This window comes from Methylobacterium brachiatum (genome assembly GCF_900113845.1).
GTDB classification, from domain to species: Bacteria; Pseudomonadota; Alphaproteobacteria; order Rhizobiales; family Beijerinckiaceae; genus Methylobacterium; species Methylobacterium brachiatum.
The window spans coordinates 53,299-69,346 of sequence record NZ_FOQW01000002.1 but is presented as its reverse complement, the minus strand read 5'-3'; the positions used below and the strand labels follow the sequence as shown (position 1 = coordinate 69,346).

Annotated in this window: 9 protein-coding genes; 4 read left to right on the top strand and 5 right to left on the bottom strand. The window is 65.7% G+C overall.

Translation table 11 applies throughout. From position 1 onward, the window contains the following. Window positions 1-5: 5 nt before the first annotated feature. From BMZ47_RS00310 to BMZ47_RS00295, 4 genes are all read right to left on the bottom strand, one after another. Complete coding sequence (locus BMZ47_RS00310; protein ID WP_091857444.1) at window positions 6-3,398, bottom strand: YadA-like family protein; 3,393 nt, start codon at window positions 3,396-3,398, stop codon at window positions 6-8. A gap of 365 nt (window positions 3,399-3,763) precedes the next feature. Continuing rightward, window positions 3,764-5,440 carry a putative bifunctional diguanylate cyclase/phosphodiesterase gene (locus BMZ47_RS00305; protein ID WP_091857442.1) on the bottom strand — a complete coding sequence of 559 codons (1,677 nt, stop codon included), beginning with the start codon at window positions 5,438-5,440 and terminating at the stop codon, window positions 3,764-3,766. A 2-nt stretch (window positions 5,441-5,442) separates the two neighbouring features. Further along, window positions 5,443-7,272 (bottom strand): ATP-binding protein, encoded by a 1,830-nt coding sequence (locus BMZ47_RS00300; RefSeq protein ID WP_091857440.1) that lies wholly within the window; start codon window positions 7,270-7,272, stop codon window positions 5,443-5,445. 873 nt (window positions 7,273-8,145) lie between these two features. Continuing rightward, window positions 8,146-8,790 (bottom strand): dienelactone hydrolase family protein, encoded by a 645-nt coding sequence (locus tag BMZ47_RS00295; protein ID WP_230365385.1) that lies wholly within the window; start codon window positions 8,788-8,790, stop codon window positions 8,146-8,148. 505 nt (window positions 8,791-9,295) lie between these two features. Between BMZ47_RS00295 and BMZ47_RS00290 the strand changes: the two genes are divergently transcribed. The 4 genes from BMZ47_RS00290 to BMZ47_RS00275 all read left to right on the top strand — a co-directional run bounded on the left by BMZ47_RS00290 (window position 9,296) and on the right by BMZ47_RS00275 (window position 14,869). Beyond that, a complete protein-coding gene (locus BMZ47_RS00290) occupies window positions 9,296-10,867 on the top strand; it encodes an ABC transporter substrate-binding protein (RefSeq protein WP_091857437.1) in 1,572 nt (523 codons plus the stop codon). A gap of 73 nt (window positions 10,868-10,940) precedes the next feature. Next, window positions 10,941-12,440: a M81 family metallopeptidase gene (locus BMZ47_RS00285; RefSeq protein WP_091857435.1), complete on the top strand. Its 1,500-nt coding sequence runs from the start codon at window positions 10,941-10,943 to the stop codon at window positions 12,438-12,440. A gap of 4 nt (window positions 12,441-12,444) precedes the next feature. After that, on the top strand, window positions 12,445-13,656 hold the full coding sequence (locus BMZ47_RS00280; protein WP_244536696.1) for a serine hydrolase domain-containing protein: 1,212 nt from the start codon (window positions 12,445-12,447) through the stop codon (window positions 13,654-13,656). A gap of 94 nt (window positions 13,657-13,750) precedes the next feature. Further along, on the top strand, window positions 13,751-14,869 hold the full coding sequence (locus tag BMZ47_RS00275; protein WP_091857433.1) for a M20/M25/M40 family metallo-hydrolase: 1,119 nt from the start codon (window positions 13,751-13,753) through the stop codon (window positions 14,867-14,869). A gap of 298 nt (window positions 14,870-15,167) precedes the next feature. Here BMZ47_RS00275 and BMZ47_RS00270 read toward each other — a convergent pair whose 3' ends face one another. Then, window positions 15,168-15,842 (bottom strand): helix-turn-helix domain-containing protein, encoded by a 675-nt coding sequence (locus tag BMZ47_RS00270; protein ID WP_167368974.1) that lies wholly within the window; start codon window positions 15,840-15,842, stop codon window positions 15,168-15,170. Window positions 15,843-16,048 lie beyond the last annotated feature (206 nt).

Sequence of the window (16,048 nt, the reverse complement as noted above, 5' to 3'; positions counted from 1 at the left end):
ATACCTCAGTTCAGGGTGAAGCTTGCGCCGGCGCCGATGCCGAAATCGCGGCCTGCGGCGACACCGGTGGCATTCACCCGGGCCGTGCCGTCCAGCAGGGTGTATCCGACGCCGAAGGACGCAGCGGCCTCGCCACGCCAGGCGCCGCCACCGGCGGCGACGCTGAGCTTGCCCGGCCGGTCGTCGAAACGGAGGGCCGCGGCGGCCAGCCCGATCGCCGCTCCGCGCCGCGCGTCCGCGCGAACCTCGCCGACTTGTCGATTGAGATCGAGCAACTGGCTGCCGAAGCTGCTCATCTGCTTGTGCAGGGGGGCCACGGCCGCATCAGTGTAGGCGGCGCTGGCGGCCGAAGCCACCGCGACGCTCCGATCGGTATAGGCGTTGGCCTCGGCTTTGGCCTGTGCCACCTGTCCGGTGTTGGCGACATCGGTGGCCAGCACGCCCGCCGCGACGTTGCGGATCATTACCGGCTGGTTCGGATCGCCGCCAGCCAGCGTCATCGACTGACCGCGGCCGCCGGTGGAGGGGTCCACGTCGTATCTCACCCCGAAGGTGTCGACGGCGCCGAGGGCTGCGCCGACGCTGGCGTAGGTCTGGCCGCCGATCGTGTAGCTGGGCGCCGTGAAGCCGCCATCTGCCGTGAAGCGAGCCCCACCACCCAGCGCACCCGCCAGGTTGCCACCCAGAGCGCGCACTTGGCGCAGATTCACCGCGTCGGTGTCCTGCGTTCCGCCGGCGACATTGGTGATCTGGCGTTCGCCGCCCTCAAAGCCAACCGAGATCGCCCCCTGCGTCGAGTTCACCGCGGCTCCCGAGAAGGCTTCGGCCGCCCCCGCCATCCCGGCTCGGCTGGCGACCGAACCGGCCCCGAGGGCGACGCCCCGATCTGCGCTGGCCGACGCCGCAGGACCGATCGCGACGGAATCGGCGCCGAGGGCCTGCGCCGCAGCGCCCGTGCTCCGCACGGCCACATAGCGGCTACCGTTGGTGCTGAGCGTCGTCACCGCCGCGTTGAGGCCGCCGAGGGCGCCACCGACGGTGTTGTAGGTCGCCCCCTGGATCGCATAGCTGGGCGCGCGCAGCGTCCCGTCGCCGGCGATCCCAGCGCCGCCGCCCAGAGCCGAGGCCACGGAGGCGCCGACCGCGTAGATCTGGCCGCCGTTGATCGCCTGCGTGCTGCCGGCCGCGATTTGGCCTGTGCCGACCCCGGTCAGCGTGCGCGCCGTGCCGTTCAGGTCGGCGATGGAAACCACCGTTCCGTCCGTGGCGCCGCCGATCGAAATGGCGCGCGAGGTCGGGTCTTGTCGCACCAAACCGGAGGTCCCGTTCTGCAGATCGGTGACGCTGTTGCTGATCGCGTAGAGCTGACCGCCGTTGACCGCCTCGGTCGAGCCTACTGCCACCAAGCCCGACACGACACCGCGCAGGGAGACGGCCGTGGTGCCACCTTTGGCGAGATCGACAACGTCGGTCGGATTGCCATTCCTGTCTGGCACGTATTGAACCGCGAGGTTGTTGCTCGCCGCGAGGGCCGAACCGACATCGCGGTAGATCTGGCCACCGACGCTGTAGCTCGGCTTCGCGAAGACACCCGTAGCGTCGTAGCCCGCGCCACCGCCCAGCGCGTCGCTGGTCGCCCGGAGCTGACCCAGCGTCGCGGCGTCACTGTCGCTGGTTCCGACGGCCACGCCGGTCAGGCGGCGGGCGCCGTCGGTCCCGGTGAAATCGACGGCGCTTCCATCGGTGCCCTTGCCGACGCTGATGGTGCGGGTGGTCTGATTCTGCTGGACGAGACCGAGGCTGCCATTCTGGAGCGCAGCGACCTTTTGGTTGGTCGTATAGAGTTGGCTTCCATTAACGGCATCCGTCGAGTCGCTGGTGGTGATATCGCCGGGGCCGACATTGTGGAGAAGGACCGTCTGGCGGGCGTTCGAACCGACCAGCGTCACGTCGTTCGACGGAACGGCCGGGTTCGCGATGGTCGGGCTGCTCGCGGTCGAATAGCGCAGCGGCATCTGTGACAGGGCCACGGCGCCGCTATCGGTCGTCGCCGGAGCCAGGCCGGTGATCGAAACGGCTGATCCGAGGTCGCCGCTGCGAGTCAGATCGATGCTCGCCAGACGCTTTCCGCCACCATCCGTATCGTAGCGCAAGGCAAGGCTGTCGATCGACCCGACGAGATCCGGGATCGTGTTGTAGTTTCGTTTCGCGTAGGAATATTTCGGCGGCGTGTAAGTGTTGGTCGTCTGGTCGAACGAGCTTCCGAGCGTGGTGCCCAGGGTGTTGCCGAGGCCCCTAAGCTGACGCACGTTGACCGCGTCGGTGTCTTTCTGGCCGCCCGCGACGTTGGTGATCTGGCGCTCGGTCCCGGAATCGCCGACCGAGAATTCCGTGTTGGCCGAACTCAGTGCCGTGCCGCTATACGCCTCCGTGCCGCTGATCGTTCCGCGCAACGCCATGGCGTTCGAGCCGATCGCGACCGCCCGTTTCGACGACGCTTTGGCGCCGCTGCCGATCGCCAGCGCCGAGCCACCCTGGGCGGACGTGTTGTCACCGATGGCGATGTTGCTAGCCGTCGAACTAGCGCCTTTCTCGCCCGCGACCGAGAGACGGCCGATGGCGAGCGCATCCTGGCCGTAGGCACTGGCGATGAAGCCCTGCGCGAACGAAAAGTCACCGACGGCATAGGATTGCCGCCCAAGGGCGATGGCGATATCGCCCGACGCCTGGTTGCCGGTGCCCAGCGACAGCGTCGAACGGCCATCCGCCGTGTTGCCGTAGCCGATCGCAACGCCGTACGCGCCGTTGGCGGAGTTGCTCGTCCCGATCGCGGTCGAGTTGTAGTCCGGATTGCCCGCGCTGTTGTTGTAGCCGACCGCCACACCGCCGGCAGCGCCGACCGACGATCGCAATCCGATCGCGGTACCGGACGGGATCGAACCTGCATCCGACGTTTCGTTAGGCGGCGTCGAGCTGCCGTTGGAGCCGCTGGAGAGATCGCCGCCCGCGGCGGCACCGCTGATGCCGGCGCCACTGCCGTCGCGGTAATTGATGATCCCTTGCGCTTTCGTCGCCGACTGCGCCTTCGCGCCGGAGCCGATTGCGACGGCGCCGGCGCCTGTTCCGCTCGCGCTCGAGCCGATGGCCGTCGAGTCCGCACCGCTGCTCGTGGCATTGTACCCGCCGGCAAACGAGCGATCGCCGCTGGCTGTGGCTCCGGGCCCGATCGCTGTCGCGTTGTTATTCGCGTTGGGTGTAGATCCGCCACCCGCCGCATAGCTGCTTTGCTGCGCACGGGCTGACCCGTTGAGCATCAAGCCGAGACCGATCGCTACGGCGGTCGTAGTCAATAAGTCTCGGCGGATACATCTTGAAAAATGCGGGCCAGTCGTATTCATGCTTCATTCGTCGAAATCGGAGACTTTATTCGAAATATCCGCGAGCCAACGTTGACGGATATCTGCGCATGCAAAATGATAGTATTCGGATCAAGAACTCATCGAATTCGACCTATAACCACATGCTTTCTGCTGAGCACACAGCTAACAAAGACTGATAAATAAAAGGTTATTAACGATAATCTCGCGGCGCGGGCAAGAAATGATTAATCTGATGCTGACGCGTTTTGTGGCCATAATGCAGCATTGAAGGATGCGAAAATTGTCGTCTCGGACGCCGTCGACGTTGTCGCCGAGATCTCGCCCATCAGGGGTGTCGGACACCGGCCGATGTGATGATGTCATTCGTTAAAATTCGACGCGATTCAGCGCAGCGCACGTTTCCGGGTTTCATAAGCCCGGCCGCTCGCGATTTGCCGTTGCAAATATATGCCGCGCGGTGCGGAAATCCGCTCGTTCGTGCTATCGATCTGGTCAATCAGCATGGGCTTGGCGAAGTAATAGCCTTGCGCGCAGCGGATCTGCGTCGCGCCGAGCAGGTAGGCGACCTCTTCGTGGGTTTCGACACCCTCGGCGACGACCGACATCCCGAGTGCGAGACCCAGGGATTCGATCGCCCTGAGCAAGATCTGGCTGCGCGGCCGTTTGTGAATGTCCGTGATGAACGATCGATCGATCTTCAATTCGTCCGCGGTAATCTCAGCGAGGGCCGCGAGGGAAGAATAGCCAACGCCGAAATCATCGATCGAGACCCGCGCCCCGACAGCCCGGATGCAGGGAAGGACTTCGCGCTGGAACAGTCCCTTCGTGAAGAACGCCTCCTCGGTGAGCTCGAGCACGAAGCGGCTGGCCATGCCGGTTTTGCCGAGGGTGTCGCAAAACCGGGTCATGAATGGAACGTCACACGCCTGCTTGGCGGCGATGTTCAGGCTGATCGAGATGCCGGTCCCGAATATGTCATCGATCTCTGGTATGGTGAGGATGGTCTCCGACAGTATCTGAAGCGTTATCTCGTTGATCAATCCGAGTTCGATCGCAAGACCGATGAAATCACCCGGGGTGTGGATCGTCCCACGTTCGTCTCGCCACCGCAGCAGCACCTCGACGCCCAGCACCGCGTGCGTGCGCATATCGACCTTTGGCTGGAAGGCGCAACAGAAGCGGCGGTCACGAATGGCGAGGCGCAACCGCTGCTCGACGGCCATGCGCGCCGTAGCGGCGTGGCTCATGGTCTCGTCGAACAGGCTAACGCCCCCTTTCACGCCGCCTTTGACTTGATACATTGCGTTATCGGCTCGGCAGCGAAGGATCTCGTAGGTCGCGCCGTGATCCGGAAACAGGCTGACGCCGATCGACGCGGACGGGAAGATCTCATGGCCGTCAATTAAGCACGGCTGTTTCAGGCGTTCGGAAATCTCCGTTATCGCCGCGAACGTCGCAGCACGATCGGTAACCGGATTTAAGAGCAGCACGAATTCGTCGCCGCCGACGCGGGCCAGCATGTCACTGGGGCGTAGGGCACCGCGGATCCGGTCGGAGACGCGGCGCAGCACGGCGTCGCCCGCCGAATGACTGTAGTAATCGTTAATGTGCTTGAAGTTGTCGAGATCAATGAACGCTAGGGCGAACCGGTCGGCCCGACCCGCCCGTGCGACCAGCTCCTCCACTCTCTGCTCGAACATGGTCCGGTTGGGCAGGCCGGTGAGCGCATCGATAAAGGCGCGATTGATGAGATCGCGCTGGAGCCTGTGGTGGTGCGTGACGTCGATCAGGGAAGTCAGCGTGTAGACCTCCTCGTCAACCTTCACGCTCCGCGCCTGAACCTCCATCATGCGCTCGCCGACCGGCTCGACGACAACCCCGTCCGGATGCGTCAGGGCCGCGCGCGGCAAGTCCCGCGTGGCCTTGGTTCCGAGCTGTTGCGTCGCGGCGTTGGCCAGAATGCACCGACCCAAGTCGTCATGGACCACGATCCCGACCGGCAGCGCCTGAATGGCGACTTCCAGCAAGCTTTGCAGATGAGTGACGGATCGCTCGGTCACGGTCAGCCCTGCTGCCAGAGGGACTTGGTGGCGTGCGCACCAACCTCGGCCGCGTGTTCGGCGCCGTCGAGAGGACGCCTGAGCAGCCGGCGATGGACTTGGTCGATGGCGCTGCCGTTACCGTTGCCGCCGTCGGTGATCGGGTCGCGACCGATGCGGGTCGCGGCCGACGGATCAGTGTCGAGCCCGCTTGCCTTGTTCATGGTGGCACCGCGCCAGCGTTCCACCACCGCGCCGACGAATCCCGCGCCCGCGATCGTCGCGCCGTCATCCATGAGACGCGCGCCCATATCGTTGCGCGGCTGCCGCTCCGGCGGTAACGGGCGAAACGTGAACCGCGCCGGCATCGGCACGCCTTCGCCGAACGCGATGACCTCCCCTGTACCCAGGGACGGAACGAACGTGAGCAAGTTCACCGCGTCGGAAACGGCGGCTGCCAGGATCGCCTGATCGCGGTCGTTGGTCATGCGCATGGCAAACAGCGTGCTGCATTGCGACATGATCGTCGGGTCGAGTTCGGCGGGGCGCTGCGTGACGAGGCCAAGATAGACCCCGTGCTTGCGGCCCTCACGGGCGATGCGCGAGAGCGCGCGCCGGGTCGGAATGAAACCGATCGCACGGTCGGCTGAAGCGTAGCGGTGGGCTTCCTCGCACACGAACAGCAGCGGGATCGCGCCCTCGCTCCAGATGCCGAACTCGAAGGCGAGGCGGCAGAGCACGCACACGACGGCGTCGACGACCTCCATCGGCAACCCGCCGAGCTGCATGATCGTCATCGGCCGCCCGTCCGGCTCCAACCGGAAGAGATGAGCGAGGATCTCGCCCATCATATCGCCGCCGACATTGGCGTTCTCGAACATGAAGCCGTAGCGCGGGTCGTTGCGAATGGCCTCGATCCGGGTGATGAGGCGGTGGAAGTGCATCCGCGTGACACGGTTCTCCAGCCGCCCCATCCGCTCATCGATCAACGCGATTAGGTCTTGCAACATGTATGGCACAGGCGTGTCGACGGTGTAGCCGGCGTTTTTACCGTTCGAACGCTTTATGGTCTGTCGCTCACTCGCCTCCTTGTACTGGGAGTACTTCAGCTTCGCGAGCGGAATCACGTCCGCCAGGATCTCAATCTCCTCGTCGATCGGAGGGCGGCCGCCGTAGATCACATCGGCAATCTCTTCGAGGTTGAAGAACCAGAACGGCAGCTTAAGATTGCGGGCGGTGATCACATTCGCCTGTTCGCCAAAGCAATTGGCGTACTCGTTGTGTACATCGAGCAGGAAGATACGAATCTTCTGTTGCGCGCGCATGACCTGATCGAGGATCACGGCAACGCCGCTCGACTTCCCGACTCCGGTCGTTCCCAAGACGGCGAAGTGCTTCGTGAGCAGATCGTCGATCTTGAGGCAGGCCGGCGTATCCGGATCCTGCACGAGCGTACCGACGGCCACGACGTTCGAGGCGGAGACTTCGTACACCACCCGAAGGTCCGCCGGAGCGAGCAGGCTAACACTATCGCCGATGGCCGGATAGCAGGAGACGCCGCGGCGGAACCGCTTTGCCCCGGCCTCGACGACGAACTCTCCCAGTAGATCGAGGCTTGCATAGGCGCCCGATGGCCCACCGCGATCGCCGCCTGACGACAAGGTGGTGATGACGCCGACCAGCATGGCGGCGCCGGCCTGGATCTGAACTAAATGCCCGACCGTCGCGCGGATCCTGGGACGTCCATCGCCGCCCAGCAGCCCAAGATGGACCTTCGAACCATCGATCGACGTCACGAAGCCCATCTGCGCCATTGTAGTTTCGAGGCGTGTCGCTACGTCGCAGTTCAGCATCAGGCGTGTCCTCGAGCTCAGAATTTGCCCGGATCTTAGAGATGCCCTGCTTAAATATTCCGCTACGCGGAGACATCTCCATCTTACTGGTTAATAGTCTATTATTGACCCTGTTCTTCGTCGTTTATAGGCGCGCGATCAAGGATCGCTCTGACGGTCAAACCGCGATATACGTCGCATATTCTCGTCGTGCTCGCAAAATTGCCGATCAAATTTTCAATATATATACGCTCCAACAATGCTTTTACGGCTAATTTAATTTTTTATTGAATCGCCCGCGCGAAGGATTCGAGTCTCATTATAAAATTTATTGATGGATCTCGTTTACGCGCGCTGTATTAGAGGCGCCTTGGAGGTGAAATGGCTGGTATCAATCTTGTCCGTCGGGTCGGCGCGACAGCGGGACGTCGACGAGGCGGCGGAACAGATCGACCGGTTCAGCGACCTTGGGGGTTTAGGTGCTGACGGCTGGGACGTATCAATGGCGCGCGACTACCACGATGCTTGGACATTCTACTTCAAAGCCAAGGGTGGCTATTCATCATGGTTGCAACCCAGATCCAGCTCTGTTGCGCCGAACCCGCTGCCGTTTGACAAGGTATCATAGCTCGAACTTAGCCACATGACGCATGAGGTCCGCTTTTGCTTTTCGCGCGGCGGAAGCAGACCATGTCCAGAGCCCCCTAAACGTCCATTCCGAATCCGACCCGACGTCGCCGTTCAGGCTACTACACGGCCTGCCTGTTAGCGGAGGCTGGATCAGTGCCTGCGTCATCACTCGCCACCGTGCAGGGCCCGGCCGAAGAGCGCGAGCATTGCGCTCCAGCCACGCTCTGCGGCGGCGTGGTCGTAAACTGGAAAGTCCGGCATCATTTAACCGTGCGCAGCCGAATACGTTTGCGATGTATAGCGTACGTCGGCCTCCGTGAGAGATCTCTGCAGCCGCTCGGCCATTGCAGACGGATAACTGCCATCGTTCTCCGCCGCGCCAATATAGACCTCCGCCTTCAGCCTCGGCGCGAACAGGTGGGGGCTCGTCGGCGCATCGGTCGCGAGATTGCCCCCGTGAAAGCTCGCGGCTGCCGCGAACCGGTCGGGGTAGGTTCCCGCTGTAACCAGGGCCATGCCGCCGCCCATGCAGAAGCCCACCACCCCGACCTCCCGACCTCTAACGTCGTCGCGCGTGTCGAGGTAAGCGAGCATGGCCTCTGCATCTTCCGCGGCCGTGAGGGAACCGGTTGTAGCCATCAGCGGCCCGAGGACGGCACGAAAGTCACCCACGAACACCTCCTCCGGTACGAATGGCCCGTAGGGTCCGTAACGGTAGAAGAGATCCGGCAGCAGGACGATGTAGCCAGCGTCAGCGAGCTGCTGTGCCATGTTGAGCATCGCCGGCCTGATACCACCAGCGTCCATGTAGAAAATCACCGCGGGCCATGGTCCGCCGCTGGCCGGAAGCACCACGTGCGAAGGGCAATCACCATCGCGCGTCCGGATCGTGACTTGCTGGTTCGGCATGGGATGCTCCTCGGCCGGACATCCGCAGCGTCCGCTTCGAACCACTTACGACCGCCAGCGGATCGACTGCAAACTACCCAACCCAGCAATAGACTGCTGACCCTCGTTAGGCTGGAAGCGGACTTTCCGAGGGCTCGCCTTGGGTCGCGAGCCATCGGTGAGTGCCACGGCAAGCCGCGTTTCGTAGCGTGCCCTTATGCGAATGGGCCACTGCCGCAGCCGTCACGGTGAATGTCCGCTATGGATGAGCGTCCGTGGCTCCATGGATGACCGAGATGGGCGCAAAGCCGAATATCGGCTTTCTGACGGCAACGCGCGGCGCGGAGCGGCCTGCCTACGCCTTGGGCAGTGAAGGGCACGGGTTCATAGGCCCAGCGCCCCTCCAATCATGACACCGCTTCGTCCGGCGCTCCAACTTGCCTCGCCGCTGATCCAAGGGCACTCTGCGAAGCCACCAGCGTGAAGGGTGCTTGATCTTGATGGTGCCAAGCACGAGCGATCGCGCATGAGGCGCCGCGAGGTTCTCGCCGCGCTGGCTGCCGCCTCTGTCGTGCGGCCCGCGGTGGCGCAGCCCGCGAAGGTCCTGCGCTTCATTCCGGAAAGCGACGTCGCGGTCATCGACCCGATCTGGACAACCGCGACTGTCACGCGCAACCACGGCTACCTCGTCTTCGACACCCTCTACGGCCAGACCGCGCGCTACGATTTCCAGCCGCAGATGGTGAAAGGGCATGCGATCGAGGCGGATGGCCGCCATTGGCGGCTCACCCTGCGCGAGGGTCTGCGCTTCCACGACGGCGAGCCGGTGCTGGCCCGCGACGCAGTGGCAAGCATCCGCCGGTTCGCCGCCCGCGACGCCTTCGCCCGAGCGCTGATGGAGGCCACCGACGAGCTCACCGCCGCCTCCGACCGTAACGTGGTGTTCCGCCTGAAGCGACCCTTTCCGCTGCTGCCCGCTGCGCTCGGCAAGACCGGCACCTCGATGCCCTGCATCATGCCGGAGCGCCTGGCGAAGACCGATCCCAATACGCAGGTCACCGAGATGGTCGGCTCCGGGCCGTTCCGCTTCAAGGCAGACGAGCGGGTCCCGGGGGCGCTCACCGTCTACGAGCGCTTCGACGGCTACGTGCCCCGCCCGGACGGCGTGGCGAGCTTCACCGCCGGGCCGAAGCGCGCGCATTACGACCGGGTCGAGTGGCGGATCGTGCCGGACGCCTCCACGGCTGCCAGTGCCTTGGCGGCCGGCGAGGTCGATTGGTGGCAGAACCCGACGCCGGACCTGCAGGGGCTGCTCCGGGCCAAGCCGCAGATCCGGCTGGAGGTGCTCGATCCGGTCGGCGGCGTCGGCTGCCTGCGCTTCAACCACCTGCACCCGCCCTTCGACAATCCCGCGATCCGCCGAGCGCTGCTTGGCGCTATCGACCAGACCGAGTTCATGAGCGCGGTCGCCGGCGACGAGCGCGCCCTGTGGAAGGACCATGTCGGCGTGTTCAGCCCGGACGCTCCGATGGCGACGCGCGACGGCACCGAGGTGTTGGTCGGCCCCCGCGACTTCGGCGCCGTAAAGCGCGCCCTCACTGAGGCCGGCTACAAGGGCGAGCGCGTCGTCATGCTCGACCCGACCGACTATCCCGCCACCCACCCGCTGGCGCTAGTTGCCGCCGAGGCGTTCCAGAAGAGCGGGCTGAATGTCGACGTCGTCGCGATGGACTGGGGCACCTTGGTGCAGCGCCGAGCGAGTCGCCAGTCCCCCGACAAGGGCGGCTGGAGCACCTTCGTTACCTACCTGAACGGCACCAATAACTTCGATCCCGCCGGCCAGCTCGGCATCCGCGGCAACGGCGATCAGGCCTGGTTCGGCTGGCCCCGTGCCCCGCGGCTCGAGGAGTTGCGCGCGCAATGGTTCGCCGCGCCCGATCCCGCGGCTCAGAAGGCGATCTGCGCCGAGATCCAGCGGCAGTTCTTCATCGACGTGCCGTACCTGCCGCTCGGCGCCTATTACGAGGCGACGGCCTCGCGCGGGCTGACCGGCCTGCGCACCGGCTTCCCGCAATTCTACGACGTCCGGCCGGCTTAGCGGCCTGCCCCCCCCTCCCCCATGCCGAACCGGCCTCCGCATCGACGGAGCGCACCCGAGGAGACCGCAGCCGATGCGCATCGCCGTGCTCCAGTTCACCCACGAGACCGTGACGTTCCTGCCGAACGACACGACCCGCGACGACTTCATCTATCCGGGCTCCCCGGCGGGGGGCGAGGCGCTGCTCGCCACCGACCCCAAGGGCTACATGGGCGGCTTCGGCCAGGTCGCCCGGGAATACGAGGGGGTCGACCTCGTCGGCCTCACCTCGCCGCTCTGGCCGCGCACCGGCATCGGCTCAGGCTGGGTAACGCAGGACGCATTTGCGCACTTCCTCGACGCGATGCTGGCGGAGCTAGAGGCGGGGGCGCCGTTCGACGGAGTCTACCTCGCGCTGCACGGCGCGATGGCGGTGCGCGGCGTGCCGCGCCCCGAGGCCGAAATCGCCCGACGGGTGCGGGCGGTGGTGGGGGCGGGCGTGCCCATCGCGGCGACCTTCGACCCGCACGGCAACGAGGATGCGGAGTTCCTGCACCACGCCGACATGGCGTTCGCGGTGAAGTACTTCCCGCACTACGACATGCATCTCCAGGGGCAGCGCGCGGCGCGGATGCTGGTGCGGACGATCCGCGGCAGCTTCCGGCCGGCGCACCGGACGATCCCGATCCCGATCCTCGCCCCGACCGTGGTGATGTGGACCGGCGCCTCGCCGTGGTCCGACCTGATCCAGCGCGCCTTGGTCTGGGAGGCGCGGGAGCCCGATGTCTTCGTCAACGTGTATTTCGGCTTCCCCTGGTCGGACGTGCCGGATGCCGGCATGGCGGTCCAGGTCCTGACGAACGGCGATCACGCCCTCGCCGACCGGATCGCCCGCGACATGGCGGCCTGGACGTGGCGGCACCGCGCGGCGCTGGTGTCGAGCGTCGCGATCCACCCGATGCGGGACGGCATCGCCAAGGCATCCGAGGCTGCGCGGGCGGGCGGCGCGCCGGTCGTGCTCGCCGATTACAGCGACCGCTCGGGCCGGGCGACATGGCTGCTCGCCGAGGTGCTGGCCCAGGGGCTGGAGCGCACGCTGATCGCAACGGTCGCCGCGCCCATGCTTCTGCGCCGGCTGCTGGCCGGGGGCGTGAAGGCCGGCGATCCGTTCGACGCGGAGGTCGGCGGCCCCGTGGCCGGCGAGGCGGAACCCTCCGCGGGCGTCCCGGTCCGCGTCACCGGCACGGTGTGTGCGGTCGTCGAGGGCACGACCGGCCGGGGCGCCGGCACGTGGCTCTGCGTCGCCTTCGGCCGGGGCAACGTGCTGGTCCTCAGCCCCTACCTCGTTCAGATCATGGAGCCGTCGGAACTCTGGGATCTCGGCCTTACACCCGAGGATTTCGACGTGGTGGCGATCAAGTCCCGGGTTCATTTCCGCCGGGGTTTCGACGACGGCGGCTATGCACGGACGATTCTGCTGGTCGAGCCGCTCGAGCCGTTCGTCGGGACGGTCCACCTGGACGCCCTCCCCTACCAGCATCTCAACGTCGCCGGCTTCTATCCCTACGGCGATCCTGCCTTCGACGTCGGATAGCCAGATGGTCCGTCTCGGCGATGCCGTCGCGGCGGCCCCGCGCTACATCGGCGCCATGCGGAACGCGCCGGTCCTCTCCCTCCCCCGCCTCGATCGCATCGGCGACCGCTTGGCTGACGATGTCGCCACGGGCGCGATCGCGGGGGCCGACCTGCTCGTCAGCGGGACGGGCGGGGACATCTGGCGGCGCACCGTTGGCTTCCGCGACAGCGTCGCGGGCGACGACCTGAAGCCCGACGCGCTCTGGCGCATCTACTCGATGACCAAGGTCGTCGTCTCGGTCGCCGCCCTGGTCCTGGCCGAGCACGGCGCCCTGCGCCTCGATCAGCCGGTCGCGGATTTCATCCCCGCCTTCGGACGCCTCGCCGTGCAGGGCCCGGAGGGCGGCCTGAGGCCGGCCGGGAGCGTGCCGACCATTCAGGATCTGCTGCGCCACACTGCCGGGATCGCGTACGGCTATCTCGGCGATGGTCCGACGCGGCGGGCCTACGAGGCCGACGGCCTGCTCGCCGAGGATCTCGACAACGCGGCCTTTGCCGAGCGCATCGCCCGCCTGCCGTTGGAGCACGAGCCCGGCACGGTCTGGCACTACTCGCACGCCACCGACATCCTCGGCCGCGTCCTGGAGGTGGTCGGCGGCACGGATCTGCAGGGCGTCCTCGACGCGACCCTCCTCGGGCCGCTCGGGCTCGCCGACACCCGGTTCCGGATCCCGACGGCGCTGGCCGGGCGCGTCGCCCAGCCGCTGCCGCAGGCGTTCGGGCAGCGGCCGGTCTTCCACGATCCCACCGAGCCCAGGCGCAGCCAGCGAGGCAATGGCGGCCTCGTGTCGAGCACGGCGGATTACGCCCGCTTCCTGCGCATGCTGCTGGCCGGCGGCGCCCTTGATGGTATGCGGATCCTGGCTCCGGCGAGCGTGCGGCTCATGACCTCGGATCATCTTGGGACGGCGATCGCGAAGGGCGCCTACTATCCGCCAGGGCCGGGCTACGGCTTCGGTCTGGGGGTGGCGGTCCGGCTCGCGGCCGGCGAGGCGCCGGTTCCGGGCAGCGTCGGCGACTGGTTCTGGAGCGGCGTCGGGGGCACTTACTTCTGGGTCGATCCGGCGGCGGGCTTCTTCGCCCTCCTGATGATGCAGACGTCATCGGCCACGCAGCGCCAGCATTACCGTACGCTGACCCGCGCCATGGTCTACGCCGCGCTCCACGCCGCCTGAGGTGAAAGATGCCGTCACGGCGTCTCAGCTCTGATCTTTGGTGAGACTGCGACATCGTTATGATCTAGGCGTCCACGCCGTCCAGGATCGCGCGATGTCGTTCCCGCTCTCAGAAGTCATCGCCTTGGCCTCGCCGTTGATCGCGCTCGACACCCGCAGCAGCCGCAGCAATAGTGGACTCGCCGACATGATCGTCAGCGAGCTGCCGGAATTTGCGGTCGAGCGGCTGGACTTCACCGACTCGGAGGGCGTCGAGAAAACCGCGCTCGTCGCCCTGCGCGGCGAGGCCGGTAGCTGCCTCGCCTTCTCGGCGCACATGGACACGGTGCCGCCGGTCAGCTGGGCGCGCGATCCGTTCCAACCCGCGGTCCAGGACAATCGGCTCTACGGTCTGGGGAGTTGCGACATGAAAGGGCCGATGGCCGCGGCCATCGTCGCCGCCCGCAGCCTGCCCGCCGCCTGCGCCGTGATGCTGCTGCTGACGTGTGACGAGGAGACGACCAAGGCCGGCGCTCGACGCATCGTCGCCGAGAGTCAGATGCTCAAGTCTCACCCACCCGCCGGCATACTCGTCGCCGAACCGACAAACCTGCGCCCCCTGCGCGGGCATCGCTCCGACGTGCAATTCACCGTAACGGCCCGCGGCATCCAGGCCCATTCCTCGACCGCGGATGGACTGAATGCCAACATCGCCCTGATTCCGTTCCTGTCCGAGATGCGAGACATCTACCTCGCCCTGCGCGCCGATCCCGGTCTCCAAGATCAAAGCTACGTGCCGCCCTGGTGCGATCTCAACATCATCGTCGACAACCACGGCACAGCGACTAACATCACAGCCCCGCTGGCGACTTGCCGAATGAAGTTTCGGTACTCGAAGGCGATCGATCCGATGTGGGTCATCGAGCGCGTTGAGACGGCCGCGCGCCGTCATGGCTTGGACCTCGTCGTACGTCAGGAGGGGACACCGCCCGAATTGGCAATTGAGCATCCCATGGTGAAGTTGGCCGCGGCCGTCACCGCAGCGTCGCCCGATGTCGGTGCGTTCGGCAGCGATGGCTCGCAGTTCGCCACAGTGGCACCGACCTTGATCCTCGGTCCAGGCTCGATGGAGCAGGCGCACAAGCCGGAGGAATTCATCGACCTCGAGCAGCTCGAACGATCGATCACGATCTTTCAACAATTGGCCATCGCGCTGCCCATGGCCGCCCGATAGCTGTCAAATCTGGTGGCGTGCTGGCGAAACAAGTGACCTAGCCTCGCGTCCATGATGGGGCGTTGAGGTGCTGCCGCCGGCCGGAGTTGGCCGAAACCGGTCCGTCCGTTCCGGAGGAGACACGCCGCGAAAGCAGACCGGATCTATCCGGCCGTAAGCCCAATCCCGGATGCCGCCCACGTCGTGGCCGACGGATTCACGGGTGCGGGCTCGCCCCCGGGCCCGTCACGAGCGAGGGATCGATCGCCGCGTCGGCCGCCCCGATTCGCAGGCCGTCGAACCCGCTCGGCTGCCCGCGCTAGCCTCTCTCCACCATGACGACGATGTACACGCAGGGTACAGACCCCTCGTTACACAGACGGTAAGGGGTCTCGATTGTGAAAGAGAGGGTATCTCCGGATGAGATTTTGTACTCTCGGCCATCTATCAGGGCGGTCAACTCACCGTGCTGCATCAGGATATGTTTCTCGACTGCGGTCGGATAAACGGGCAGAAGCCCGGATGACTGGCCGGGCGGAATGCAGTGCTTGACGATCTCGGCGCTTCCACCCTCGCGCAAAGGCGACAGCACCGTCCGCTCGAAGCCGCTCTGCGGATCGCGAAACGTGACTTGGTCCGTGCTCCGGTTCGACGCGACCCCGGACGCCGCCGGTTCGACGCCGAGCAGGGCCGACATTGAAACGTTCAATCCTCGCGCGATGCGCACGATGATCGGCAGGGTTGGCGACTTCGCGCTCCGCTCGATCGCGGACAGGAAGGCCCGGCTCACCTGAGAGCGCTCGGACAACTCGTTGAGCGTCAAAGCGCGCTTCTTGCGCAGGTCACGGACGCGCCCGCCGAGATTATTCGACACCGCTTCGCCCAGTCGCCCTTGCGACTCAGCGTCCCCTTCATGCCCGATCCTCTCGCCGCCGAGCGGCGACGGGCCGATGTCGGCCGTCGAGGCACGATCAAGATCGGGCGAGGTCTTCATCGGCGGCGAGCCACATCCCAGGATCCCGGCAGCACGGGCCGCCATACAGGGCTTTACACCGGCGATCCAAGCGTCGTCGGAGAATTGAGCCCGCGGGCCGCACGATGATCCCCTATCAATCCGGTAAATTCTTCTATAGAAGAAAAACGTGATCGCGAATCGCAAATTCCGGCCGTAGATGCGCGGGCGGGGTGAACAAGGCCGAA

Excerpts from the sequence above, each read along its gene's own strand:
- BMZ47_RS00285 (WP_091857435.1), top strand. The coding sequence starts at position 10,941 with ATGCGCATCGCCGTGCTCCAGTTCACCCACGAGACCGTGACGTTCCTG.
- BMZ47_RS00310 (WP_091857444.1), bottom strand. The coding sequence starts at position 3,398 with ATGAATACGACTGGCCCGCATTTTTCAAGATGTATCCGCCGAGACTTA.
- BMZ47_RS00300 (WP_091857440.1), bottom strand. The coding sequence starts at position 7,272 with ATGCTGAACTGCGACGTAGCGACACGCCTCGAAACTACAATGGCGCAG.
- BMZ47_RS00295 (WP_230365385.1), bottom strand. The coding sequence starts at position 8,790 with ATGCCGAACCAGCAAGTCACGATCCGGACGCGCGATGGTGATTGCCCT.
- BMZ47_RS00270 (WP_167368974.1), bottom strand. The coding sequence starts at position 15,842 with ATGAAGACCTCGCCCGATCTTGATCGTGCCTCGACGGCCGACATCGGC.
- BMZ47_RS00275 (WP_091857433.1), top strand. The coding sequence starts at position 13,751 with ATGTCGTTCCCGCTCTCAGAAGTCATCGCCTTGGCCTCGCCGTTGATC.
- BMZ47_RS00280 (WP_244536696.1), top strand. The coding sequence starts at position 12,445 with ATGGTCCGTCTCGGCGATGCCGTCGCGGCGGCCCCGCGCTACATCGGC.
- BMZ47_RS00290 (WP_091857437.1), top strand. The coding sequence starts at position 9,296 with ATGAGGCGCCGCGAGGTTCTCGCCGCGCTGGCTGCCGCCTCTGTCGTG.